At 61.5% G+C, this 22,207-nt stretch carries 24 protein-coding genes; 19 read left to right on the plus strand and 5 right to left on the minus strand.

Annotation, left to right across the window (positions count from 1 at the left end; all coding sequences use genetic code 11):
• Positions 1-122: 122 nt before the first annotated feature.
• Positions 123-788 carry a phosphoribosylanthranilate isomerase gene (locus AC07E3_RS19495; protein WP_478364216.1) on the minus strand — a complete coding sequence of 222 codons (666 nt, stop codon included), beginning with the start codon at positions 786-788 and terminating at the stop codon, positions 123-125.
• A gap of 243 nt (positions 789-1,031) precedes the next feature.
• On the opposite strand from AC07E3_RS19495, the gene AC07E3_RS19500 reads away from it, so the two are divergent.
• Positions 1,032-1,361 (plus strand): GIY-YIG nuclease family protein, encoded by a 330-nt coding sequence (locus AC07E3_RS19500; RefSeq protein WP_478364218.1) that lies wholly within the window; start codon positions 1,032-1,034, stop codon positions 1,359-1,361.
• 161 nt (positions 1,362-1,522) lie between these two features.
• Here the strand turns inward: AC07E3_RS19500 and AC07E3_RS19505 are convergent, their stop codons facing one another.
• The 3 genes from AC07E3_RS19505 to AC07E3_RS19515 form a co-directional block, all read right to left on the minus strand.
• Complete coding sequence (locus AC07E3_RS19505; RefSeq protein ID WP_478364220.1) at positions 1,523-2,287, minus strand: M48 family metallopeptidase; 765 nt, start codon at positions 2,285-2,287, stop codon at positions 1,523-1,525.
• 94 nt (positions 2,288-2,381) lie between these two features.
• A complete protein-coding gene (locus AC07E3_RS19510; protein ID WP_478364222.1) occupies positions 2,382-2,813 on the minus strand; it encodes a DUF2852 domain-containing protein in 432 nt (143 codons plus the stop codon).
• A 162-nt stretch (positions 2,814-2,975) separates the two neighbouring features.
• Positions 2,976-3,749: an alpha/beta hydrolase gene (locus AC07E3_RS19515; RefSeq protein ID WP_478364224.1), complete on the minus strand. Its 774-nt coding sequence runs from the start codon at positions 3,747-3,749 to the stop codon at positions 2,976-2,978.
• A gap of 179 nt (positions 3,750-3,928) precedes the next feature.
• On the opposite strand from AC07E3_RS19515, the gene infC reads away from it, so the two are divergent.
• From infC to AC07E3_RS19560, 9 genes are all read left to right on the plus strand, one after another.
• Entirely contained in the window at positions 3,929-4,471 is a 543-nt protein-coding gene (infC, locus tag AC07E3_RS19520) for a translation initiation factor IF-3 (RefSeq protein WP_081487733.1), read from the plus strand.
• Positions 4,472-4,633: 162 nt separating this feature from the next.
• Positions 4,634-5,269, plus strand: a complete 636-nt coding sequence (locus tag AC07E3_RS19525) for a methyltransferase family protein (protein WP_336070763.1) — start codon at positions 4,634-4,636, stop codon at positions 5,267-5,269.
• Between the two features lie 200 nt (positions 5,270-5,469).
• A complete protein-coding gene (gene rpmI / locus AC07E3_RS19530) occupies positions 5,470-5,670 on the plus strand; it encodes a 50S ribosomal protein L35 (protein WP_007009054.1) in 201 nt (66 codons plus the stop codon).
• Between the two features lie 37 nt (positions 5,671-5,707).
• Complete coding sequence (gene rplT / locus AC07E3_RS19535; RefSeq protein ID WP_025029706.1) at positions 5,708-6,109, plus strand: 50S ribosomal protein L20; 402 nt, start codon at positions 5,708-5,710, stop codon at positions 6,107-6,109.
• An 86-nt stretch (positions 6,110-6,195) separates the two neighbouring features.
• On the plus strand, positions 6,196-7,083 hold the full coding sequence (locus tag AC07E3_RS19540) for a BUD32 family EKC/KEOPS complex subunit (protein ID WP_478364226.1): 888 nt from the start codon (positions 6,196-6,198) through the stop codon (positions 7,081-7,083).
• The gene (pheS, locus tag AC07E3_RS19545; protein WP_478364228.1) at positions 7,080-8,165 is read left to right on the plus strand and encodes a phenylalanine--tRNA ligase subunit alpha; all 1,086 of its coding nucleotides are present in this window, start codon (positions 7,080-7,082) and stop codon (positions 8,163-8,165) included. The genes AC07E3_RS19540 and pheS overlap by 4 nt, the downstream gene beginning before the upstream one ends.
• Positions 8,165-8,587: an ASCH domain-containing protein gene (locus AC07E3_RS19550; protein WP_478364230.1), complete on the plus strand. Its 423-nt coding sequence runs from the start codon at positions 8,165-8,167 to the stop codon at positions 8,585-8,587. Before pheS ends, AC07E3_RS19550 begins: the two co-directional genes overlap by 1 nt.
• A 4-nt stretch (positions 8,588-8,591) precedes the next feature.
• Positions 8,592-10,997, plus strand: coding sequence for a phenylalanine--tRNA ligase subunit beta (gene pheT, locus AC07E3_RS19555; protein WP_478364232.1), 2,406 nt, complete (start codon positions 8,592-8,594; stop codon positions 10,995-10,997).
• A 99-nt stretch (positions 10,998-11,096) separates the two neighbouring features.
• Positions 11,097-12,083: a Gfo/Idh/MocA family protein gene (locus AC07E3_RS19560; protein ID WP_478364234.1), complete on the plus strand. Its 987-nt coding sequence runs from the start codon at positions 11,097-11,099 to the stop codon at positions 12,081-12,083.
• Between the two features lie 14 nt (positions 12,084-12,097).
• Here the strand turns inward: AC07E3_RS19560 and AC07E3_RS19565 are convergent, their stop codons facing one another.
• Positions 12,098-12,529 (minus strand): cell wall hydrolase, encoded by a 432-nt coding sequence (locus AC07E3_RS19565; protein ID WP_478364236.1) that lies wholly within the window; start codon positions 12,527-12,529, stop codon positions 12,098-12,100.
• Between the two features lie 542 nt (positions 12,530-13,071).
• Here AC07E3_RS19565 and dnaK point away from each other — a divergent pair.
• From dnaK to AC07E3_RS19610, 9 genes are all read left to right on the plus strand, one after another.
• Positions 13,072-14,985, plus strand: a complete 1,914-nt coding sequence (dnaK, locus tag AC07E3_RS19570) for a molecular chaperone DnaK (protein WP_336070778.1) — start codon at positions 13,072-13,074, stop codon at positions 14,983-14,985.
• A gap of 125 nt (positions 14,986-15,110) precedes the next feature.
• Complete coding sequence (locus AC07E3_RS19575; protein ID WP_478364238.1) at positions 15,111-16,217, plus strand: acyltransferase family protein; 1,107 nt, start codon at positions 15,111-15,113, stop codon at positions 16,215-16,217.
• 155 nt (positions 16,218-16,372) lie between these two features.
• Positions 16,373-17,500 carry a molecular chaperone DnaJ gene (dnaJ, locus tag AC07E3_RS19580; protein ID WP_336070782.1) on the plus strand — a complete coding sequence of 376 codons (1,128 nt, stop codon included), beginning with the start codon at positions 16,373-16,375 and terminating at the stop codon, positions 17,498-17,500.
• 111 nt (positions 17,501-17,611) lie between these two features.
• Positions 17,612-18,229, plus strand: a complete 618-nt coding sequence (gene pmtA / locus AC07E3_RS19585) for a phospholipid N-methyltransferase PmtA (RefSeq protein ID WP_478364240.1) — start codon at positions 17,612-17,614, stop codon at positions 18,227-18,229.
• A gap of 103 nt (positions 18,230-18,332) precedes the next feature.
• Complete coding sequence (locus tag AC07E3_RS19590) at positions 18,333-18,923, plus strand: NADPH-dependent FMN reductase (RefSeq protein WP_478364242.1); 591 nt, start codon at positions 18,333-18,335, stop codon at positions 18,921-18,923.
• A 16-nt stretch (positions 18,924-18,939) separates the two neighbouring features.
• Positions 18,940-19,623 carry an orotidine-5'-phosphate decarboxylase gene (gene pyrF / locus AC07E3_RS19595; RefSeq protein WP_478364271.1) on the plus strand — a complete coding sequence of 228 codons (684 nt, stop codon included), beginning with the start codon at positions 18,940-18,942 and terminating at the stop codon, positions 19,621-19,623.
• Positions 19,624-19,659: 36 nt separating this feature from the next.
• The gene (locus tag AC07E3_RS19600; protein WP_025029697.1) at positions 19,660-19,950 is read left to right on the plus strand and encodes a DUF1330 domain-containing protein; all 291 of its coding nucleotides are present in this window, start codon (positions 19,660-19,662) and stop codon (positions 19,948-19,950) included.
• A 93-nt stretch (positions 19,951-20,043) separates the two neighbouring features.
• Positions 20,044-20,511, plus strand: a complete 468-nt coding sequence (locus AC07E3_RS19605; RefSeq protein ID WP_478364244.1) for a GNAT family N-acetyltransferase — start codon at positions 20,044-20,046, stop codon at positions 20,509-20,511.
• A gap of 200 nt (positions 20,512-20,711) precedes the next feature.
• Complete coding sequence (locus AC07E3_RS19610; protein ID WP_336070790.1) at positions 20,712-22,025, plus strand: polyhydroxyalkanoate depolymerase; 1,314 nt, start codon at positions 20,712-20,714, stop codon at positions 22,023-22,025.
• Positions 22,026-22,207: the final 182 nt, after the last annotated feature.

The raw sequence follows: 22,207 nt of genomic DNA on the forward strand, positions 1-22,207 counted from the left end.
CGAGGATCAGCGGCATCAGCGTTTCGGCAACGAACCGGCCACCGAAGATGCCGAACATGCCGTCATCGTCAGGGCCAATCCGGAAGGAATTGGGTTCTGCCGGTTTGTTCAAGCCACTCTCCTCATGCCGGAGCCGCGTCCGCTTCAAGCGCCTGCCGGATGGCGGCGAAGAACGCGCGTATCAGTTCCGGATCTTTCTCGCCGGGCGCGCTTTCCACGCCAGACGAAATGTCTATTCCGCGCGGCGACACGGCTTTCAGGGCCGCACCGATATTGGCCGCATTCAGACCACCGGAAAGCATGTAATCCACGTTATCGTCAAGGCCCGCCAGAAGCTGCCAGTCGAAGGACACACCATTGCCGCCGGGAAGCTCGGATCCTTTCGGCGGCTTGGCATCGAAAAGGAACCGGTCGGCGATGCCGCGATAGGGTGCGATGCGCTCCAGATCGGTCGCCTCGCGGATGGCGAACGCCTTCATCACCGGCAGGCCGTAGCGCGCTTTCACCTCGGCGACACGCTCCGGGCTTTCACCGCCATGAAGCTGCAGCATGTCTGGTCTGACCGTCTTCACGATGGCATCCAGTCCCGCATCACCGGCATTCACCGTGACGGCAACAGCCTGTGCGCGGCCAAGGGCTGCTTTTCGCAGGCTTGCAGCCGTATCGGCCTCCACATGGCGAGGGCTTTTCTCGAAGAAAATAAAGCCGATATGGCTCGCCCCGCCATCGAGTGCTGCCGCCATGGCGTCTTCGGTCTTCAGCCCGCAGATTTTCACGTCGAGTGTCATAACAGGGAAGTGGCACGAAATGGCGGCGGAGTCGAGGCTGGAGGCGGTCGCGCCAGGCGTCCTCGCCCTTCGACAGGCTCAGGATGAGGGCTACTTCAGCGTAGCCGCACAAAACGACTGAAGAAACACGCCAGTATCTCAACAGCCCTCATCCTGAGCCTGTCGAAGGGCGAGGGCGCTTGACTCAGTGGTTCGAATGAAATGCAATTTTTAAGTGCATTTAACGTTCTAGCGGAAAGCGCAATGGAAGCCACGGTCTACATCCTGCGTTGCGCGGATGACTCTTACTACACCGGATTGACCAAGCAGCCGGTTGAAAGCCGCGTTTGGGAGCACAATGCGGGGATTCTTGAAAGTTATACAAAGTCTCGCCGCCCGGTAAAACTGGTCTTTACCGAAACCTATGACCGCATGCTCGATGCGATTGCCCGGGAGCGGCAGATCAAGGGCTGGTCTCGGGCCAAGAAAGAAGCGCTGATTGCGCTTAACTATGAAGCGTTGCCGGAACTGTCGCGGAGCGGTCGGGGAGATGCCAGTGCCAGGCGCCCTCGCCCTTCGACAAGCTCAGGATGAGGGCTGTTGAATTGCTGGCGTGTTTCTTCAGTCGTTTTGTGCGGCGATGCTGAAGTAGCCCTCATCCTGAGCTTGTCGAAGGGCGAGGGCGCCTGGCACCGGCATCTCAACAGCAATCAGGCAAACCTGCCCTCAGAGACAGACTCGGCACAGCCCGCCCGTCACTCAAACCCGATGGCCTGCAAAGCCGTGCCGTTGCGCTTCAGCCAGTCCCTGCAGCGATCGGTTTCAGGGCAGAGCTCACGGCAGAGTTTCCAGAAGCGGGCGCCGTGGTTCATCTCTTTCAGATGCGCGACCTCATGAGCGACCAGATAATCGATCACCAGCGGCGGGGCCATCATGATGCGCCAGGAGAAGGAGAGAGCGCCGTCGGAGGTGCATGACCCCCAGCGGCTCTTCGTATCGCGGAAGCGGATGGCGCGGGCGCGTTTGCCGATTGATGCGGTATGCTTTGCCACCAGCGCCTCGATGTCGCGCTTGGCCTCGCGCTTCAGGAGATCGGCGACCCGGCGCGGCAGGCGTTCCCCATCACCCGGTACAATGAGCACAGGGGCACCCTCCTGCACAACAAGCCGCGCGGCACCCCGACCCGCAGGATCGTGCACGATGAGATGCGGCACGCCGCGCACAGGGATCTTGATGCCCGGCCGGACCAGAGGACGCTCAGGAAGTTTTTTCAGCTTTTCCTCAAGCCAGCCGGTGTGGCGGTCAAGAAACTCTTCAACCTCGCGGGAGCGGGAGAGGCCCGGCGGCACGGTGACGCGAAGCCCACGCCCACCTGGCTCGATGCGTAGGGTGAGACGCCTTGCTCTGGCATTTTCGACAATGCGCAGCGGCAGTTCCCGCCCGGCAACGCGGTGTATGCGCTCGGCCGGGGGAGCCGCCACTTTCAGCCCGATCATCTTGTTGAGGAAACCAAGCGCCATTGGGAAAGAATAAGCGATTCGTGGAGAAAAACGCGCAAAGAAAACGGCACCTCAATGAGATGCCGTTTCAACCGTTTACCTGTTGTCCACCGGATCAGGCCTCGTCGGTCACATCCGGGACGGACTTGCCGCGGCCCGATTTGCGACCCTTGTTGCGTTCGTTCATGAAGCGATCGAACTCTTCCTGATCCTTGGCCCGGCGCAGCTCGCGCATATAATCGTCGAACTCGTCGCGCATCTCATCGAGCTTGCGGCGTTCCTCGGCGAGGCGCTCCAGCTCCTTTGTGCGCCAGTCGTCAAAGGCAACGTTGCCTGTAAACGCATGACGTCTTGATGCACGCCGGCAGCCGGCAAAGACTTCATCGGTTTTTCGGTTTACGTCCTTCTTGAACTCCCCGAGCCGGTCACCCCACAGAATGTAGGCGAGCATGGCGAGGCCGAGCGGCCAGAACACCATGAAACCCACCACCATCAGAGCAATCGTCGCAGGCGTCCAGGCGGGACGGATAAGCGCAGAATTTGTCATGTTCACCCGTTCCTTTCCTTGAGCATGCAACCCCCGGGAAGCTGCATGATTTCGAGATGGGGGCTGTTTTCCCAGATTCAAGGAATTGATAAACGAGAATCGCACAAATCATTGTTTTTTCGGTATTTATTTGCGGGATTCTGCCACACTCCGGCAACCGGGCTAAACGACGCGGTCCATCAAACCTTCCAGTGACCGCAGGATCAGGGCTATGTCCTGCGGTCTGGAAAGCCGGTGGTCGCCGTCGCCAATGAGCGACAGTGTGACGTCGTCTGCCGGCAGATGCTCGGTCAGCCGCATGGCATGGGTGAAGGGGACGTCGGGATCGGCCTTGCCCTGAAGGATATGGACCGGGCAGTGGGTATCGAGAATGCCATTGAGCACCAGATTGCGCTTTCCGTCTTCAAACAGCGCGCGCGTATAGATGTAGGGCTCGTCGGAATATTCGGAAGGTTCTTCCATATAGCCCTTCTCCTCAAGCTCCCGCCGATTTGCGTCTGACAGTTTGGGCTCGACCAGTTCGCTGGTGAAATCGGGAGCGGGAGCCAGAAGCAGAAGGCCGGCGAGACGGCCGCCCTCACCTGCCCGGTGCAGTTCCTGCGCCATGCGCAGCGCGATCCACGCGCCCATGGAAGATCCGACGAGGATCTGCGGCCCTTTCGTGAAAGCCCGGAAGACACCGAGGCTTTGCTCCAGCCATAGCGAGATCGTGCCATCCGTGAATGCACCGCCGGATTCACCGTGACCGGAATAGTCGTGCCGCAGGAAGGCGTGCCCCTTCTCAGCGGCCCAGCCGCCCAGCGCCTCGGCTTTGGTGCCGAGCATGTCGGACTTATAGCCGCCCAGCCAGACGACGCCCGGTGCGCGGCCCTCCCGACGCCGGTATGCGATCTGCGTATCGCCAATCGTCAGAAAGCTCGCCCTGCCCTCACTCATCTACTGTCTCCCATGCCGGAACCAACCATCGATCACACGCATTCCCATTCAGGCAAAACGAGAAACGTGATTCTTTTGCCCTTATATGCTATTGACACTTCGCCTGCCGAGACGACATACGCCTCGGCCTGAAGACAATGCCGTAACCAGTGATTTAACAATTCGAGGAGATCACGACCATTCGCAGACCATTCAAAGCGCCGCCTCAGAAAGTAGAAGGCCCGCGCGCAAACCGCGACATCCGGGTTCCCCAGATTCAGCTCATCGACGACGAAGGCAACAACCGTGGCGTTCTCGACACGGAAGATGCCCTGCGTCTTGCCGAGGAAGCCGGCCTTGACCTGGTCGAGGTGGCGTCCAACGCCAAGCCGCCCGTCTGCAAGATCACCGATCTTGGCAAGATGAAGTATCAGAGCCAGAAGAAGGCTGCCGAGGCGCGCAAGAAGCAGAAGACCATCGAGATCAAGGAGATCAAGATGCGTCCGAACATCGACACCCATGACTATGAGGTGAAGATGAAGGCCGTGCGCCGCTTCTTCGAGGCTGGCGACAAGGTCAAGCTGACGCTGCGTTTCCGCGGCCGCGAAATGGCGCATATGGAACTCGGCATGCAGCTCCTCAACCGGGTCAAGGAAGAGGTCGAGCCAATTGCCAAGGTGGAAGCCGAGCCGAAGCTCGAAGGCCGCCAGATGATGATGGTTCTGGCGCCGCGCACGACCTGATTGGCACTGCGCCCGTAAAGACGCACACCAACACGACAACAAGCCGGGGCTCGCTCCGGCTTTTTCTTTCGCAAATGCGCCGCATTCTGTCCCTACGCATTGTGCCCCGTGCGCCCAAGAGCATGCATGGCGCTGTGGCAAACCATCATCGAGGGATATGAAATGTCGATCCATCAAATTGCGCTGGGGCAGTTCCAGCGCCTGCGCATCGCGAGTTTCTGGCTTATCGCGGCGCTGCTTTGTGGCTTCGTTCTCTTCTTCCACTCGGGCTGGGCGCACTATCAGCCTCTCGGCATCGATATCGAGGAAATCATCGAGATAGCGGGGCTCGGCCTGATCGGCATCGCCATCGCGGGCAGGCTCTGGTGCACGCTTTATATTGGCGGGCGCAAGGCAGCAGAACTCGTGCAGGACGGCCCCTATTCCATAACCCGCAACCCGCTCTATCTCTTCTCCACCATCGGAGCCATGGGGGTAGGTGCCCAGACCGGAAGCATGGTGGTTGCGGCGATCTGCGGCGTTCTGGCAGCCTTTATTCTCAGCATCACCACGCGCCGGGAAGAACACCACCTGCGCGAAACCTTCGGCGAGGCCTATGACGCGTACCTGGCGCGCGTGCCGGCCTTCATCCCGAACCCGAAGCTCTTCCACGATCCAAAGACGCTGACCATTCTGCCTGAGCGGCTATACGGCACGCTGCGGGACGGGCTGATCTTCTTCCTGGCCATGCCGGCCTTCGAGCTGGTCGAGTATGTTCAGGATCTCGGACTGCTGCCCATTCTGTTCCGTCTCTACTGAGCCGGCGCCGCCACGCGGTCAAATCAGGAGTTGCGCAAACGGCCCGCCGCCGCTATAAGGCCGCGTTCCTGGACCGGCCGGCAGGGCATGCCGTGGCGGTCCTTAATGCTGAAATGCGCATGCGCGACACTGTGGGAAGCCGACGCCACCCGGCGCGCTTTTTCCGCAGACCGGCGCAGGCGATAGAACGGAGAAGCAAAATGCCCAAGATGAAGACGAAGTCTTCTGTCAAGAAGCGGTTCAAGGTAACCGCCACCGGCAAGGTGAAAGTCGCAGCCGCTGGCAAGCGCCACGGCATGATCAAGCGTTCCAACAAGTTCATCCGCGATGCCCGCGGCACGATGGTTCTTTCCGATCCCGATACGAAGATCGTGAAGAAGTTCATGCCCTACGGCCTGTGATCGCAGGAACCCGGAACAGATTTAAGGAGATCATGTCATGGCACGCGTAAAGAGGGGCGTTACCGCCCACGCCAAGCACAAGAAGGTCATGAAAGCCGCCAAGGGTTTCTACGGCCGTCGCAAGAACACCATTCGCATCGCCAAGCAGGCGGTCGAAAAGTCGTTGCAGTACGCCTACCGCGATCGCAAGGCCCGCAAGCGCAATTTCCGCGCTCTGTGGATCCAGCGCATCAACGCCGGCGCACGCGAACACGGCCTGACCTATGGCCGCTTCATCGACGGCCTCAACAAGGCCGGCATCGAGATCGACCGCAAGGTGCTGGCCGACATGGCCGTGCATGAGCCGCAGGCCTTCGCCGCTCTGGTGAAGAAGTCCAAGGAAGCGCTCGTGTACCTCAAGGACACCACCCCGAATGCTTTTGAAAGCGCTGTCGCTTAAGGCTGGCGCTTCCCGAAGCAATCAAATTTCGTTCGGGAAACCCGCGCTGGCAGGGCTGGCGCGGGTTTTTCTTTGTGATGATGACCATGGACAACGAAACGACAAGCGAAAAGGACGTGCTTTCGCCAGCGGCGACGGCGGAGCTCCTGCGCCTGCTCATCACCGGTGAGCATCAGCGCGTTTCGTCAACCGTGCTGGACGGACATACCGTCTGGATCAAACGCTATGACGTGGAGCGGCAGCCCTTGGCCAAATGGCTTCACGGGGCAATGACGCCGCTGATGCCGGCCGCCTTCCTGCGCGCCTCCCCCAGCACGAACACCGCGTCCGCCATCGAGCGTGAAGTACGCAAGCTCGATGCCTTCCGCGAGGCAGGGCTGCCGACGGCGAAACTGCTTTTCCGCAACGACCGGGTTCTGGTTCTGTCGAATGTCGCGCCCATCGCCCAGAGCGAGCTCGACATGCTCGCGCGCCATGGCGAGGACGGCGCCCATGACGGGCTTCTGGTGCAGGCAGCGGAGGCGTTGCGCAGGGCACATGGCCTTGGCCTGTGCCATGGCAGGCCGCACCCGCGCGACATGTTCATCACCAGTGACGGCCGCTGGGGCTTTGTCGACTTCGAAGAAGAGCCCGAAGCCGCCATGCCGCTGGCGACGGCGCAGGCGCGCGATGTGTGGCTTCTTTTCCTGCAGATCTGCATGCAGGCGAAGCGGCCCGACACGCCGCAAAGTGCATTCGATGCCTATTTCGCCGAGCCGCCGCGGCTGGTGGCGGAAGAACTGCGGCGGATCATCCGATTTTTCGCGCCGCTCATCCCCCTTCTCGGCGCAATCGAGCACTGGGGGCTTGGCAGCGACGGCAAGCGCGTGTTGAAAGCAACACGGTTTTTGAAAACGGCTCTCGGCAACGCGGCGGCCACGCCCGCAGAAATGAGCCAGCACGACATCAAACCCAAAAAGGGCTACGAGGCATGAGCGAACTCGAGGAACTGGAAAAGACCATCGCCGGGCAGATCGCCACGGCCGCCGACGAGCAGGAGATCGAGGCAGTGCGCGTCGCCACGCTCGGCAAGAAGGGCTCGGTCTCGCAGATGCTGAAGACGCTCGGCTCCATGTCACCGGAAGAGCGGCAGGTGATGGGCCCCGCGATCAACGGGCTGAAGGCGCGCGTCACCGAAGCGCTGACTGAACGGCGCGACGCGCTACGCAATGCCGCCATCGACGCACGGCTCGAGCGCGAGAAGGTGGATGTCACCCTGCCGGTGCGTCGGGCACCCGCCGAGCGCGGCCGCATCCACCCGATCAGCCAGGTGATCGACGAGATCACGGCGATCTTCGCAGACATGGGTTTTTCCATCGCCGAAGGGCCGGACATCGAGACCGACTATTACAATTTCACGGCGCTGAATTTCCCCGAAGGTCACCCGGCCCGCGAGATGCACGACACCTTCTTCTTCCCGCCGGATGAGAAGGGCGAGCGCAAGCTCCTGCGCACGCACACTTCGCCGGTGCAGATCCACACGATGGAGACGCAGGAACCGCCGATCCGCATCGTCATTCCCGGCAAGACCTATCGTCAGGATTCGGACGCGACCCACTCGCCCATGTTCCACCAGCTCGAAGGGCTGGTGATCGACAGGACGGCCAATGTCGCCAACATGAAGTGGGTGCTGCAGGAGTTCTGCAAGGCGTTCTTCGAAGTGCCGCAGCTCAACATGCGCTTCCGCCCGTCCTTCTTTCCCTTCACCGAGCCGAGCCTGGAAGTGGACATCCAGTGCGACCGCTCGCAGCCGGGCGAAGTGCGCTTTGGCGAGGGCAATGACTGGATGGAGATCCTCGGCTGCGGCATGGTGCACCCCAATGTGCTGCGCGCCTGCAATCTCGATCCCGATGTGTATCAGGGTTTTGCCTGGGGCATGGGCATCGACCGCATCGCCACGCTGAAATACGGCATGCCGGACCTGCGCGACTATTTCGACGCCGATGTGCGCTGGATCGAGCATTACGGCTTCCGCCCGCTGGACCTGCCGACGCTTTTCGGCGGATTGAGCGGTTGATGACTTCGCCCGATAGCCATGGCGAGGCGGTTCGTTTCGCGTTCGGCGACAGCCCGGCACTGGCAGATGAACTGCTGGAGCTGGTGCTTGCCGGGCGAAAAACAGCGACCTGCGGAGCCTTGAACGACTTCGAAGCCGGCGGCGAGCCGATGCCGCAGGTTGGGCGGCAGGATATCGTCCTTGACGGCAAGGGACGCCCTGCCGCCGTCATAGAGACGGTAGAGGTTACCATTCGCCGCTTTGACGAAGTGGACGAAGATTTTGCATGCGCCGAAGGCGAGGGAGACCTCTCGCTGACATGCTGGCGCGAGGGACACGAAGCCTATTTCCAGCGAAATGGCGGCTTCAGCCCCGATATGAAACTGGTTTGCGAGCGGTTCCGGCTGGTGAAAATCCTGGAACGGCAAGACCCGAAGGAATGATGCCATGAAATTCACGCTCTCCTGGCTCAAGGAGCACCTTGAGACCGATGCCACGCTCGACGAGATCGTCGAAAAGCTCACCATGATCGGCCTTGAGGTCGAAGAGGTGGACGACAAGGCTTCGCTCAAGCCCTTCGTTATCGCGAAAGTTCTGACCGCCGAGCAGCATCCCGATGCCGACCGGCTACGCGTGCTTTCCGTCGACACGGGCGACGGCAAGCCGGTGCAGGTGGTGTGCGGTGCGCCCAATGCGCGTGCCGGTCTCGTCGGCGCCTTTGCCGCACCCGGCACCTATGTCCCCGGCATCGACGTCACACTCTCGGTCGGCAAGATCCGCGGCGTGGAAAGCCACGGCATGATGTGCTCGGAACGCGAATTGCAGATGTCGGAGGAGCATGACGGCATCATCGACCTGCCCGAAGACGCCCCTGTCGGCACCTCCTTCGCGAGCTGGGCGAAGCTCGACGATCCGGTGATCGAGATCGGCCTGACGCCGAACCGGCCAGACTGTACCGGTGTCCACGGCATTGCGCGCGATCTTGCGGCGGCGGGCCTTGGCACCCTGAAAAATACGCCCATCGCACCGGTTGCCGGCAAGGGGGCCTGCCCTGTCGACCTGACCATCGAAGCGCCGGAGCTCTGCCCCGGTTTCGCGCTGCGGCTCGTGCGCGGTGTGAAGAACGGCCCCTCGCCCAAATGGATGCAGCAGCGCCTGACGGCCATCGGCCTGCGCCCGATCAATGCGCTGGTCGACATCACCAACTATGTGACCTTCGATCGGGGTCGCCCGCTCCACGTTTTCGATGCCGCCAAGGTGAAAGGGAACCTCACCGTGCGTCGCGCCGGGGATGGCGAGACGGTGCTCGCGCTCGACGAGCGCGAATACAGGCTGACGCCGGAAATGTGCGTCATTGCCGACGAAAACGGCGTGGAATCCATTGCCGGCATCATGGGTGGCGAGCATTCGGGCTGTGATGAGAACACCACGGATGTGCTGATCGAATCCGCCCTCTGGGACGCGATGAACATCGCCCGCACGGGCCGCGATCTCGGCATCATCACCGATGCGCGCTACCGCTTCGAGCGCGGCGCGGACCCGGAGATGATGGAACCCGGCCTGGAGCTTGCCACGCAGCTCGTTCTCGACCTGTGCGGCGGCGAGCCGACGGAAAGCCGCGTGGTTGGATACAAAGGCTATGAGCCCCGCAGCATCACCTTCCCGGTGAGCGAGGTGAAGCGCCTGACCGGTCTCAACGTGTCGAGCGCCGAGAGCAGGGACATTCTCAACCGCCTCGGCTTCGCCTCCACCGGCGATGGCGATGTGCTGGACGTGTCCGTGCCATCCTGGCGGCCGGACATCGACAGCAAGGCCGATCTGGTGGAGGAGGTGATGCGCATTCACGGCGTGAACGAGATCGCGCCCGCCCCCCTGCCCGCTCATGGGGCAGTCAACGGCCAGATTCTGACCGTTCTGCAAAACCGCACCCGCCAGGCGCGGCGGGCGCTCGCCGTGCGCGGCATGATGGAGGCGGTGACCTGGACTTTCATCGACGAGGCCCAGGCAAAGCTCTTCGGCGGCGGCGATGCATCGCTCAAGCTGTCCAATCCGATTGCCGCCTCCATGTCGGACATGCGCCCCTCGCTTCTCCCGGGCCTCATCGCAGCCGCCCAGCGCAATGCCGCGCGTGGCTATGCCGATGTGGCGTTGTTCGAGGTTTCGAGCACTTATGAGAACGACAGCTATGAAGGCCAGCGCCGCGTGGCCGGCGGCATTCGCCGTGGTACGGCAACAATGGACGGTGCCGGGCGGCATTGGTCTGGCAACAGCGCGGCGGTCGGCGTGTTCGATGCCAAGGCCGATGCGCTGGCGGCCCTTGAAGCTGCGGGCGCTCCGGTGGACAAGCTGCAGATCGTGGCCGGCGGCCCGGACTGGTATCATCCCGGTCGCTCGGGAACGATCCGTCTTGGACCGAAGATCGTGCTCGCCACGTTTGGCGAAATCCACCCGCGCACGCTGGAGGCGCTGGATGCCGAAGGGCCGATCTGCGGTTTCGAGGTGTTCCTCGACGCGATCCCCGAACCAAAGGCCAAGGCGACACGCACCAAGCCGCGCCTCGACCTTTCGCCCTTCCAGCTCGTGCGGCGCGACTTCGCCTTTGTGGTCGACAAGTCTGTCGAGGCGGCAACCATCGAGCGGGCGGCGGCGGCAGCCGACAAGAAGCTCGTCACCGGTGTGCGCGTGTTCGACATTTTCGAGGGCGCCTCGCTTGGCGAAGACAAGAAGTCCGTTGCCATCGAAGTCTCGATCCAGCCGCGCGACAAGACGCTGACGGATGAGGAACTGGAAGCCATCGCCGGCCGCATCGTCGCCAATGTCGGCAAACAGACCGGCGGCACACTGCGGGGTTAATATGGTGTTCTGATCTGAAAAAGGCGGCGGGCGAGCCGCCTTTTCTTTTGCCGCCTTGATCGATAGGGTCTGCCCGCACAGGCAGCAGGAGGAAAGTGCATGTTCCGTTGGGGCGTTCTTTCGACGGCCAGGATTGGTCGCGAGCAGGTTATTCCGCAGATTCAGGATTCGGAAAACGGCGTCGTGACGGCGATCGCCAGCCGCGATGCCGCGCGGGCGGAAGCGGTGGCAGCGCGTTTTGGCATACCGCATGTGTTTTCTTCCTATGACGCGCTTCTCGCCTCGCCCGATGTGGATGGCGTCTATATTCCGTTGCCGACCTCCGACCATGTTGCCTTTGCCATCAAGGCCGCGGATGCCGGAAAGCACGTTCTGGTGGAAAAGCCGCTGGCGCTCGACGCCAAGGACATCGCCCGCGTCATCGAGGCACGCGACCGCAACAATGTCGTCGTCTCGGAAGCCTTCATGGTCACCTACCACCCGCAATGGCACAAGGTGCGCGACCTGATCGCGGAGGGCGCGATCGGACGGTTGCGGCATGTGCAGGGCGTGTTCTGCTACCACAATGTCGATCCCGACAACATGCGCAACAAGCCCGAGCTCGGCGGCGGCGGTCTTCCCGACATCGGCGTCTATCCGACGGTGACCACGCGCTTTGCCACCGGCCTGGAGCCCGAACGCGTCCAGGCCATAGTGGAGCGCGATCCCACCTTCGGCACCGACATCTATTCAAGCGCCAAGGCCGATTTCGGGTCCTTCGAGCTGAGCTTCTACGTGTCGACACAGATGGCGCTTCGCCAGAGCATGGTGTTCCACGGCGACAAGGGCTTCATCGAAGTGAATGCACCCTTCAACACACCCGATTACGGCGACACGCGGGTGACGATGTTCAGCGCTGATCACAACAGCGCCAGCGTCTACCGCTTTCCTCGCGCGCGGCAATACCGATTGCAGGCGGAAGCCATCGTGGCGGCGGCGCGGGGCGAGAGAACGCCGATCTTCACGCTTGAGGATTCGATGAAGAACCAGAAGCTGATCGACGCCATCTATCGCGCTGCTGGCCATGATGGCTGGGAGGTCGTTTAAGAGCTCACTCACGCTCAGGCCTGATCCCCGCCCTTCGTGGTGAAGAAAATGTGCCGGCCTATCCGCCCCAGCCTGTGCAGACGTCGTGCCCATCCAGGCCGAACATAGCTGGCGTGGTAGTGCGTGGCAGCGCTCACGGCGTGCAGGCCGCGATCCTCTGACCCGGCTTCGACGCGACAGTCTGGCGTGCAGTTCTGCATGGAAACGGCGATTTCCTGCGCAAGACGCCATGGCCGCTTTTCCTTCGGGAGAAGAGCGATACCGGTGCATGTGAAAGAGAACTGGCAGCGGTATGGCCTGTGCGCATTCTGAAACACCACGCCGCAGATGGTGTGGGGAAACGACGGCGAGCGAACACGGTTCACGATCACCATTGCAACTGCCCTCTGTCCGCTCAGAGGCTCGCCCCGCGCTTCGTGATAGACGGCGGCGGAGAGGCAGGTCATTTCGACCTCCCTTCTGAGCGCCGGCAGCATTGCGCGGAAAGCCGAACGCTGCTGCGAATGAGAACCCTTGTCTCTCACGTCCGCAACCATGCTGGAGGCGGTCGGGAACAGGGTGGCGGGCTCCCACGCCGGTAACGCCTGAAGCAAAGAAGAAACGTACAATCCCCCAGACACGAGACTTTCTGCGAGCATCGGCACTCCTGCGGGCACCGAGCCGATGCCACACCTGTCTGCCCCCAGACGAAAAGCACTCACACAACCTATGCGCGCAAGCAAATTGGCTTTGTTTCAAATGTCGATATGAATGTCCGGTGCACCCGAGAGCGGGCCTGGTGGAGATGCGCGTTACCGAACCGAGGGCCGGTTCGTTCCAAATCGAGGCAAATCCCGCCTTGCGTTGCAAAAATAGCGTTCTTATATACGCCCCGAAGCTGTTCGGCGCGTTTCGCCCAGAGATGCTGCCGCAGCAAATTCGTGTGAACAGGGGCTGTCATCTGGAACGCCGGAATGGGTCCTGACAGTCTGCTTTGCGGAGAGAAGACATGGCTAAAGTAATCGGTATCGACCTCGGAACAACCAATTCCTGCGTCGCCGTCATGGACGGCAAGGACGCCAAGGTTATTGAGAACGCGGAAGGTGCACGCACCACGCCGTCCATCGTGGCCTTCACGGATTCGGACGAGCGTCTGGTCGGCCAGCCGGCGAAGCGCCAGGCGGTCACCAACCCGGAAAACACCCTTTTTGCAATCAAGCGCCTGATCGGCCGCCGCTTCTCCGACCCCACGGTCGAGAAGGACAAGAAGCTGGTCCCCTACAAGATCGTCAAGGCTGACAATGGCGATGCCTGGGTCGAGGCGCATGGCAAGACCTATTCGCCCTCGCAGATCTCGGCGATGACGCTGCAGAAAATGAAGGAAACCGCTGAATCCTATCTCGGCGAAAAGGTCGAGAAGGCGGTCATCACCGTTCCCGCCTATTTCAACGACGCCCAGCGCCAGGCCACCAAGGACGCCGGCAAGATTGCCGGTCTTGAAGTGCTGCGCATCATCAACGAGCCCACGGCTGCCGCGCTCGCCTACGGCCTCGACAAGAAGGACGGCAAGACCATCGCCGTCTACGACCTTGGCGGCGGCACGTTCGACATCTCGATCCTCGAGATCGGCGACGGCGTGTTCGAGGTGAAGTCCACCAATGGCGACACGTTCCTCGGCGGTGAAGACTTCGACATGCGTCTGGTCGAGTATCTCGCAGCCGAGTTCAAGAAAGAGCAGGGCATCGACCTGCAGCAGGACAAGCTTGCCCTTCAGCGCCTCAAAGAGGCTGCCGAGAAAGCCAAGATCGAGCTGTCGTCCGCCTCGCAGACCGAAATCAACCTGCCCTTCATCACCGCCGACCAGTCGGGTCCGAAGCACCTGACCATGAAGCTGACGCGTGCCAAGTTCGAGAGCCTCGTCGAGGATCTGGTCAAGCGCACGGTCGAGCCCTGCAAGGCGGCGCTCAAGGATGCCGGCATGAATGCCGGTGAGATCGACGAAGTGGTTCTGGTCGGCGGCATGACGCGCATGCCGAAGGTCCAGGAGACCGTGAAGAGCTTCTTCGGCAAAGAGCCGCACAAAGGCGTGAACCCGGATGAAGTGGTCGCCATGGGTGCTGCCATTCAGGCCGGCGTTCTGCAGGGCGACGTCAAGGACGTGCTGCTGCTCGACGTGACCCCGCTTTCGCTGGGCATCGAAACGCTGGGCGGCGTCTTCACCCGCCTGATCGACCGCAACACGACGATCCCGACCAAGAAGAGCCAGGTCTTCTCGACTGCCGAGGACAACCAGAATGCGGTGACCATCAACGTGTTCCAGGGCGAACGCGAAATGGCTGCCGACAACAAGAGCCTTGGCCGCTTCGACCTGACCGGCCTTCCGCCCGCGCCGCGCGGCGTGCCGCAGATCGAGGTCACGTTCGACATCGACGCCAACGGCATCGTCAACGTCTCGGCCAAGGACAAAGGCACCGGCAAGGAACAGGCGATCCGCATCCAGGCCTCCGGCGGTCTGAGCGACGATGAAATCGAGAAGATGGTGAAGGACGCCGAGTCCAACGCCGAGGCCGACAAGAAGCGCCGCGAGGCCGTGGAAGCGAAGAACCAGGCCGAAGCCCTGATCCACTCCACCGAGAAGTCCCTCGGCGAGTATGGCGACAAGGTCTCCGAAGAGGAGAAAAAGGCCATCGAAGACGCGCTCGCCGAGCTGAAGACAGCTGTCGAAGGCGACGACGCCGAGGACATCAAGGCCAAGACCAATGCGCTCGCCGAGGCTTCCATGAAGCTTGGCCAGGCCATGTATGAGGCCAGTCAGGCAGAAGCGGCAGAAGCAGACGCTGCTGCCGATGCAAAGGCTTCGGGCGATGATGTCGTGGATGCCGATTTCGAGGAAATCGACGAGGACGACAAGAAGTCGGCCTGAACGCCCTGACAGAACGACCAGGAAAGCCCGGGATTTGCGTCCCGGGCTTTTTCACATCTTCTTAAACCTCCTCCCAATAGACTTGCCGGCAAAATAAAAACTGCGGATTGGCCAGGGGGAGGCTAATGATCCGGTACCGGCTCTTCGAGATATGGCGCTTTGTCGCTGCGCTGTTGATCATGCTCTACCACTTCGGGCATTTCGCGCCCGGTGACGGGCTTGCCCTGAAAAACGAACTGGCGCCGCTCAGGCCGTTGCTCGACATGTTCTTCATCATATCGGGCTTCCTGATTTTCACGCGTTATGGAGAGCAGGTCCGCGATGCCAGGAGCTACGGCATCTATCTCTACAAGCGGCTGATCCGCCTTTACCCGCTCCATCTCGCCACGCTCTCCTATTTCGTGCTGATTGGCCTTCTCGTCTCCGTGGGCGTCTTGCGTACGGGTGGGGAGCCGCAGCTCTACGACTGGAGCGCACTGCCCTCGAACCTGTTGCTCATACAGGCCTGGGGGGTAGAAGACAGGCTCTCCTTCAACTTTGTCTCCTGGTCGCTTTCGGCGGAGTGGTTTGCCTATCTCCTGCTGCCCGTCATCATCGTCGCCTTTCGCCGTGCCGGACTTGCCGGGCTCTTCGTCCTGCTTGTTGCCTGCTATGCGGTGCTTGAGCTGATGGTGCACACCGGCGTGATGCCGTTCGAAAGCTGGGTCATGGCCGATACCTGGGGCGCATACCGCACCTTCGCCGATTTTGTTCTGGGCGCCCTGCTCGCGGTTCTCGTGCACCGCTCTGCCTTGACGGTTTCAGCGCGATGGCCCGCCTGGGCCGCCATCCTGCTTGCCTGCGCCTCCATGCTGCTGCAACTGAACATCTATGTGACGCTGCTTCTGCTGGCGGTCGCGGTCTTCCTGGCGGGGCTTGTCGAGCGCAACGATCCTGAACGGTACAGCTATCCGGCCTTCCTGCGCCCGGCCGCCGCGGTCTCGTTCGGTGTTTATCTCTGGCACCCGGTTACCGAGAGCCTCTTTTATTCCTATCTATGGAGCCATCACATTCAGTCGCATTCCATTGCACTTTTCTTTGGCTATACGGGCTTTGTGATGCTGGTGACGGTGATCGTTGCCATGGCGTCTTTCCGCTTCTTCGAAAACACGCTGTCCGGATATCTGTTGCGGGCCGCCGGTCTTACACGGCCGAAACCTGGTCCGGCCAGGGCCGCAGCCGAGATGAACTGAAAGCGGCCCCATGCCGCCAAATGGAACCGCTGTCCCGCTTACATGGCTGGCAATCTCATGAAAACTATGGCATTCGCTGTCGCGAATACCTAAATAACGGACACTGATCGGGGGAATGGTGTTCGCTCCAGATAGACTATGCGGGACTCTCATTGATGAAGGCAGATTTTTACGAGACGCTCAGCGTGTCGAGAAACGCCGACGAGAAGGAACTTAAGAGCGCTTTTCGCAAGCTCGCCATGCGGTATCATCCTGACCGCAATCCGGGCGACGACGAAGCCGAACAGAAGTTCAAGGAAGTCAACGAAGCCTACGAAACGCTGCGCGATCCACAGAAGCGCGCAGCCTATGACCAGTTCGGTCATGCCGCTTTCGAGAATGGCGGCATGGGCGGCCGTGGTGGCTTCGGTGGTGGCGGTGGCGGTTTCGCCGATATATTCGAAGACATTTTCGGCGACATGATGGGCGGCGGCGGACGACGCCGCGGTGGCCGCCAGCATGGCGCGGATCTGCGCTTCAACATGGAAATCACTCTTGAAGAGGCCTTTACGGGCAAGACCGGGCAGATCCGCGTGCCGACAGCCGTGGCCTGTGACGACTGCGCCGGCACGGGTGCCAGGCCCGGCACTTCGCCGACACAGTGCCAGATGTGCCACGGTTCCGGCCGGGTGCGCGCCGCGCAGGGTTTCTTCTCCATCGAGCGCACCTGTCCGACCTGTCAGGGGCGTGGCGAAACCATTTCCGACCCCTGCCCCAAATGCTCCGGACAGGGACGCGTGGCCGAGGAGCGGTCGCTCTCGGTCAACATTCCCGCCGGCATCGAAGACGGCACGCGCATCCGCCTTGCGGGTGAGGGCGAGGCGGGCCTTCGCGGCGGACCGGCCGGCGATCTCTACATTTTCCTTTCGGTCAAACCCCATGAGTTCTTCCAGCGCGACGGAGCGGACCTTTATTGCAAGGTGCCGATTTCCATGACCACGGCGGCCCTCGGCGGTGCCTTCGAGGTCACCACGCTTGATGGAACCCAGACCCGGGTGAAGGTGCCCGAGGGCACTCAGAACGGCCGGCAGTTCCGCCTGAGCGGAAAGGGCATGCCGGTTCTCCGGCAACCCAAGGTCGGCGATCTTTACATTCAGGTGGCCGTAGAAACGCCGCAAAACCTCACCAGGAAGCAACGGGAGCTTCTTGAGGAGTTCGAGAACATTTCCTCCAAGGAGAACAGCCCCCAGTCGGCTGGCTTTTTCTCGCGGATGAAGGACTTCTTCGAATCCTTCGGTGAGTAGCCAAACCGTGCTAAGAGGAACCACCGGGCCGTTGCCCGGTTGTTCTTATGCGGCAGGGCATTCTGACAGGGCCGCAGGGAGATCGGGAACGTGACGGAGGACGCCGGGAAGATGAGCAAGGGCTTGGATGTGCGCAAGGCCATCGCGGATCGCTTTGGAGAAGAACTGCGTTTCTTTCGTGGCTGGATCGAGCAGCCCAAGGCCGTCGGCTCCATCATTCCCACAAGCGGCGTAACGGCGAGGCGAATGGCCTCGGTCATCAACACGGGTTCCGGCCTGCCGGTTCTCGAGGTAGGGCCCGGTACAGGCGTCATCACAAAGGCCATTCTGGCCCATGGCGTGAAACCCGATAATCTCTATGCGGTCGAATACTCGCCGGATTTCGTCAAACACCTGCGGGAAGCCTATCCCGGAGTCCACGTCATTCAGGGCGATGCGTTCAATCTGGACCAGACACTGACGCAGGCCCTGGGAGACAGGGCGCCACAGGTCTTCGACAGTGTCATCTCCGGCGTGCCCCTGCTCAACTTCCCCGTTGAAGCGCGCATCGCCTATCTGGATTCCCTGCTTGATCGCATTCCCGACGGGCGTCCCGTAATCCAGCTCACCTATGGACCGAAATCGCCGATCCCGCCCGGACAGGGCGATTACACGGTCGAGCATTTCGATTTCGTGCTGCGCAACATTCCGCCGACGCAGCTCTGGGTCTACCGCCGCGGCAAACACTGATTTTTTGCACCGCTTCCTGACCTAACCGCCAGGCCCGGATTCGGGGCCTGTTCATCCACGCCGACATTGGCTATACGGCTCTCTCAAAAAGGAGCTGTGGCCAATGACCCCCAAGATTCTGGTTTTCGCGGGATCGATCCGCACCGGCGCCTTTAGCGGCCAGACTGCCGACGCCGCCATGAAAGAACTCGCGCAGCAGGGCGCCGAGGTGACGCGCATCTCGCTGGCGGACTACCCGCTTCCCATCATGGATCAGGATCTGGAGAAGGAGAAAGGCATTCCCGAGAATGCCTACAGGCTCGGCCGGCTGATCGCCGCCCATGACGGCGTGCTGATCGCCAGCCCGGAATACAACGCCTCCATCCCGCCTCTGTTGAAGAACACCATCGACTGGGTAAGCCGCATCTCGAAGGACGGTGGAAAGCCACTGCGCCCATGGGCCGGAAAGTCCATCGGGCTGTGCTCCTCCTCGGACGGCAATTTCGCCGGCATACGCGGGCTCTATCACCTGCGCGCCGTGTTGATGAACTGCAAGGCCGACATCATCACCCAACAGTGCTCCGTTGCCCGCGCACAGGACGCCTTCGACGAGAATGGCGACTTCAGGGATGACCGCACACGCGGGATGATGGAAGCCGTGTGCAGCAGCCTGATCGAACGCGCCAGATTGACATCGACAAGAGTGGGAGCCTGACCTTATGAGCGAAGCAATGCGGGACCGCCTGATCGTAGGCCTGGATGTGCCGACCCTGACCGAAGCCGACCGGGTGGTCGCAGCGCTCGGTGACACCGTTTCATTCTACAAGATCGGCCACCAGCTTGCCTTTGCCGGCGGGCTGGGCTTTGCGCGCGAGCTGGCCGGCTCGGGCAAGAAGATCTTCCTCGACATGAAACTCCTCGACATAGACAACACCGTGGCCAAGGGCGTGGAAAACATCGCCCGTATGGGCATGACCATGCTGACCATCCATGCCTACCCCAAGGCGATGCGCGCAGCCGTGCAGGCGGCGGAGGGCTCGGGGCTGACGCTGCTTGGCGTGACGGTTCTGACCTCGATGGACGATGCGGACCTCAACGAGGCCGGTTATGCGTTGACGGCGCGCGAGTTGGTGAAGAAGCGCGCCGCGCAGGCGCGCGAGGCAGGGATGGGCGGCATTGTGTGTGCACCGACCGAGGTGAGCGAAATGCGCGATGTGGCAGGACCCGGCATGGCGCTGGTGACCCCCGGCATCCGCCCGGCAGGCAGCGACCATGGCGACCAGAAGCGTGTGATGACGCCCGGCGATGCGATCCGCGCGGGAGGCTCCCACCTGGTGGTGGCCCGCCCGATCGTGGCGGCGCAGGATCCGAAGGCGGCGGCGCAATCCATTCTCGACGAGATGGCCGCAGCCTGACAGAGTGGACGGACGTCCACCACGGAGGAGAAAACCATGCCCAAAGGATACTGGATTGCCCATGTCGATGTGCGCGATCCCGAGCGCTACAAGGACTATGTGGCTACGGCCAAACCGGCCTTCGAGAAGTTCGGTGCGCGTTTTCTCGCACGCGGCGGCGACTGGGAAGGGCTGGAAGGTACGGGACGCGGGCGCAATGTGGTGATCGAGTTTCCCTCGCTGCAGGCAGCGCGCGATTGCTACAACTCGCCTGAATATCAGGCCGCAAAGGCGATCCGCACGACCGTGGCACAGGCCGACATGATCCTTGTCGAAGGCGCGGAATAAGCAGCGCGGGGAGAGGACAGAGCCACGCTCGATCTGCCTGAGAATTATACGATCCGGCGCTATCGGAGCGCAGACGCCGCGCTGCTGCCGGCGGTGGAGGCGCGTGCCGCACGGCTCTTTGCCGCGCATGGATATGCCGGCCTGGCCGCCACACCGGCCATGGCGTCGAACGCCTTCGACCGGATCGCCCTTGAGAACCACACCCTTGTCGCGGAGCACGAAGCCGATGGTGCCGTCGGCTTCGCCATTTGCGGCAACATCGGTTTGTTTCTTCATCTGAAGGAGCTTTCCGTCGCGCCGGAGCACGGCAAGCGCGGGCTGGGCAGTGCGCTGCTCAGGGCGGTGGTTGCCGAAAGCGTCTCGCGCGGCCTTGACGGCGTGTCGCTCTCCACCTTTCGGGCCGTGCCGTTCAATGCGCCGTTTTATGCGCGGCATGGCTTTGCGGAGCAGCCGCTCATTTCAGTGCCCGAAGCGCTGAAAGAACGCTTTTTCTCCGAGATTCCGCCCGGAATTGCGGCGGAAAGCCGTGTTTTGATGCTGCGTCGCAACAGACCCGGCTAATATTGCATGCCTAATTTTTTATTAATATCAATACGTTGCAACTTCTACACTGCCCAATTGCCGAGAAACCAGCGGTTCTATTGCAACGCAGCAAAAGTCGTTTACTCTAATTGGTATGCAAACGACCAAGGCTACACCGCTCTACACACACCTCCCCCGGCGGTCTGGCCATAGCGAAGGTCCTCCCAGGAAACCTAGCAATGTATTATCAGCTCTATGAATTCAACCACGCCGCGATTCAACCGGCGCGGGCTTATGCCGACGCGGTTCGGCTCTTTTACAGCAATCCTTTAAACCCCGTCGCCAAGACCTATTTCGGTCGCACGGTGGCCGCGGCCGCGGAGGTCTTCGAGCGCAGCACGCGCCGCTATACCAAGCCCGAATTCGGCCTCAAGGAGACCAGCGTCAACGGCGTGAAAGTGGCCGTGCGCGAACAGACCGTCTGGTCGCAACCTTTCTGCAATGTCATACGCTTCAAGCGCGACCTGCCTAAAAGCGCGCATCCGGGTCCGAAGATCCTGATGGTCGCGCCGATGTCGGGCCATTATGCCACGCTGCTGCGCGGCACGGTGGAGACCATGCTGCCCTATGCGGATGTTTACATCACGGACTGGGCGGACGCGCGCATGGTGCCGGTCGCCGATGGGTCGTTCGATCTCGACGACTATATCGATTACCTGATCGACATCTTCGACCATATGGGCCCCGACACGCATGTGATGGCAGTCTGCCAGCCTTCCGTTCCGGTGCTTGCGGCCATCGCGCTGATGGAAGCGCGCGGTGAGAAAAACGTGCCCGCCAGCATGACGCTGATGGGTGGGCCGATCGACACGCGCAAGAACCCGACCGCCGTCAACGAACTGGCCGAGCAGAAGGACATATCCTGGTTCCGCGACAATGTGATCATGCCGGTGCCGTGGCCCAACCCCGGTTTCATGCGGCATGTCTACCCGGGTTTTCTGCAGCTCTCCGGCTTCATGAGCATGAACCTCGACCGGCACATCACGGCGCACAAGGACTTCTTCATGCACCTTGTGAAGAATGACGGCGATTCTGCCGAGAAGCACCGCGACTTCTATGACGAGTATCTCGCCGTCATGGACCTGACCGCCGAGTTTTACCTGCAGACCGTGGAGACCGTGTTCATTCGCCACGACCTGCCGCGCGGGCAGATGCGGCATCGTGGCGAGCTGGTGGATCCCGCCGCCATTCGCCGTGTGGCGCTGTTGACCGTGGAAGGCGAGAACGACGACATTTCCGGCGTCGGCCAGACGAAGGCCGCGCATGATTTATGCGTCAACATTCCCGAAGACATGCGCCATCACTACATGCAGCCGACAGTTGGCCATTATGGTGTCTTCAACGGTTCGCGTTTCCGCTCCGAGATCGCGCCACGCATTCTCGACTTCATGCGCAGCCACCCTGCCGGCGGGCTGAAAACCACGGCAAAAGCCCCCACCGGCGTTTCCCGGAAAAAGGTCCAGAAACGACAAATTCGGGCCAAGCAGCCCTGAAATTCCGGAAAACGGGACCGTTTTCCGGAATTTCCTGGCACGTCGAAGACCCCTGCATAAAAGCTACCTCGACTCGCTGTGCATTTCAGCAACAGAGCAGATGAAACCAGCGCCGCGATCCGGCGCTGGTAACCATAGCTGGTAAGATTGCCCGCCCGCCGATTGACAGCGACCCCTCGCGT

It is taken from the genome of Nitratireductor lacus (assembly GCF_056431025.1).